At 59.5% G+C, this 2,950-nt stretch carries 1 protein-coding gene; it reads left to right on the top strand.

From position 1 onward, the window contains the following. Positions 1 to 138: 138 nt before the first annotated feature. Positions 139 to 2,950, top strand: a 2,812-nt coding sequence (locus tag OX89_RS16675; RefSeq protein WP_047351458.1) for a Tn3-like element IS1071 family transposase, incomplete at its 3' end; no start/stop codon positions are given.

The following is a 2,950-nucleotide window of genomic DNA, read 5'->3' as shown; positions in this document are numbered from 1 at the left end:
CCTCGTTTTCAGTGCAATAAGTGACGGTACGCAAAGCTAGCACTGGCGCGGGGGTGGTCTGGGTAGACCGTTGATTTCATTGACTTTCCTGTTCGCTTTGTAAACGGGTATGGTGGCCTCCCACTTTTGAGGTTCACGATGCAGGGTTGGCACACAACGTTTTTGGGGATGCGTGGGCTCCCCCGCGATATCAGCGACTTCGAGATGAAGGCATTTTTCACCTTCGATGGTGCCGAGCGCGACGCAATCAATGCACGCCGAGGTGATTCCCACAAGCTTGGTCTGGCGCTCCATATTGGTTTCCTGCGCATGAGTGGGCGTTTGCTCGGTGCCTTTCGGGTAATTCCAGTAGCCTTGTGGCGCCACCTTGGCAACGAGCTTGGCATTGCAGCACCAGAAGTCGCCTCGCTGAGAGCCATGTATGAACGCGGGCGCACGCTATTCGATCACCAACAAGTAGCCTGCACGGTCCTTGGATTCCAGTGGATGAGCGAGCACCAGCGCCGCTCACTGGTACGTGAACTGCGCGACGAAGTGGCGCGCTGCGCCGACCGCGATCAGCTACTCGTGCGGGCGCGTCAATGGCTGTACAAGAACAAGCTGGTGATCGTGCACGAGCGGGCAATTCGGACACTGATTGCGGCGGCACTTGCCCAGCTTGAAGTTGAAACAGGCACCGCCATCGCCGCCAGCGTTGATCCAGCAACACTTGATCGCTGGCGAGCCTCAGTTTCAGAGCTGCGCCCAGATGGACAAACCCAGCAGAGTTGGCTATGGGCTGCACCGGCGAAACACTCAACCCGCCAAATCAGCGAGGTACTGGAGCGCATCGACCTGCTTTACACGCTGGACGTTCATAAGCACCTGGCAGACATCCCCGATCTCATCTTGCGCCGCTACGCGCGCCGACTTGTCTCCAGGCCGCCCTCAGCCGGAGCCAAGATCAAAGAGCCAGCGCGCACCGTGGAGGTCGCATGCTTTCTTCGGTATTGCCTGTTCACCACCACAGACCAGTTGATCCTTATGGTGCAGCGCCGGATCGCCGATCTGTGGCGTCAGGCTGCCGCCGATGTCCCCGCTACCGTCAATTGGGCCGCAATGTACAAAACGCTGCTCGGCGAACTTGTTGCCTTGAGCGCGCAAGGTGCGGTGCCAGATGCTGAGTTGCGTGCCCGTCTTGAAGCCTTGATCACCGAAACCCAGAAACGCAAACCACCGAGCAGGGCCTCCCTGGTCCGCGAGGGATTGATTGATGGAATTCGCCCCGTGCGGTCGTTGCTCGTCGCCATTGCAAAGCTGCCCTGGCAGGCCACCGGCGAGCATCCTGCCATCGAGTACCTTGCCAAGCTGCAAGCTTTATATCTCAAAGGATCCAGAAAGCTGCCAGTTGAAGTGGTGGCACCAAGTCTGGGAATGATCTGGCAGGTTTCGATCTCCAGCCCAGACCGGGAACGGGCGTTTCAGGCGTTGGAGGTGGCCACCCTGTTTGCCCTGCGCCGCGCGGTGCGCAATGGCTCGGTCTGGATTGAGCACAGCCTGAGCTTTCGGGGTCGTGCGCGCTTGTTCTTCACGGACGAGCGTTGGCAGGCAGAGTCCAAGAAACACTATGCCCGTCTATCGTTACCCAGCAAGGCTGCCACTTTCTTGAAGCCTTTGCTGGCCAGAGTAACTGCCGGTGTCGATGCGGTGGCCGCTGCAGCCCGCAGTGGCGTACTGCGCGTGGATGATGAACTCCATTTGTCGCCATTGCCCGCAGAGGACGAAGACCCAGAAGTGACCAAGCTGCGCGCGGCTTTGGATCACCGCATCGGTGAGGTTCAATTGCCGGAAGTGATTCTGGCCGTTGACGCCCAGGTGCGCTTTAGCTGGATCATGCTCGGACGTGAGCCGCGCTCTACCGACGAGCTGCTGATGGTCTATGCCGGCATCATGGCCCACGGCACCAGTCTGACTGCGGTCGAATGCGCGCGCATGATTCCGCAATTGTCTGCCACCAGCATTCGCCAGGCCATGCGCTGGGCGCGGGACGAACGGCGTCTGAGCCAGGCCTGCCAGGCTGTGCTGGAATTCATGCAGCGACACCCGATTGCCGCCACCTGGGGGCGGTCCGATTTGGCATCTTCTGACATGATGAGCATGGAGACCACCAAACGGGTGTGGCAAGCCCGGCTTGATCCTCGGCGCAACACACCTTCCATTGGAATCTACTCCCATGTAAAAGACCGGTGGGGCATCTTCCATGCGCAGCCCTTTGTGCTCAATGAGCGCCAGGCGGGCGTGGCCATTGAAGGTGTCATCCGCCAAGAAAAGCTGGAGACCAGCCAGCTTGCTGTGGATACCCATGGCTACACCGACTTTGCCATGTCACATGCCCGTTTGCTTGGTTTTGATCTTTGCCCGCGGTTGAAGGAACTCAAACAGCGCCACCTCTTTGTGCCACGCGGCACCAAAGTGCCCGCAGAAATCGCTGCGGTGTGCGAAGCCAATGTCGACGTCGCTTTGATCGAAAAGCATTGGGATAGTCTGGTGCACCTGGCAGCCTCGGTCATGAGCGGACATGCCAGTGCGGTGGCAGCTCTTGCGCGGTTCGGTTCTGCCGCCCAGGGCGATCCAATCTATGAGGCTGGCGTGCAATTGGGGCGGTTGCTGCGTACGGCGTTTTTGGCTGACTACTTTGTCAAGGACGCTTTCAGGAACGAGTTGCGCCGGGTGCTCAATCGGGGCGAGGCTGTTAACGCCCTCAAGCGCGCCATTTATACCGGCCGGATCAGCCCGGCGCAGGCCAAACGTGTCGATGAAATGCAGGCTGTGGCCGATGCGTTGAGCCTGATGGCCAACATCGTGATGGCGTGGAATACCTCACAGATGCAGGCGGTCCTGGATCGCTGGTCGAACCGCCGCCAGGTCATTCCACCGGAACTGATCGGGAAGATTGCGCCCACCAGGCTGG

Origin of the sequence: Diaphorobacter sp. J5-51, from assembly GCF_001023515.1 — a bacterium.
Classification (GTDB): Bacteria; Pseudomonadota; Gammaproteobacteria; order Burkholderiales; family Burkholderiaceae_C; genus Diaphorobacter; species Diaphorobacter nitroreducens.
Note: the sequence above shows the minus strand (reverse complement) of the source record. Positions and strands in the feature narration are given on the sequence as shown.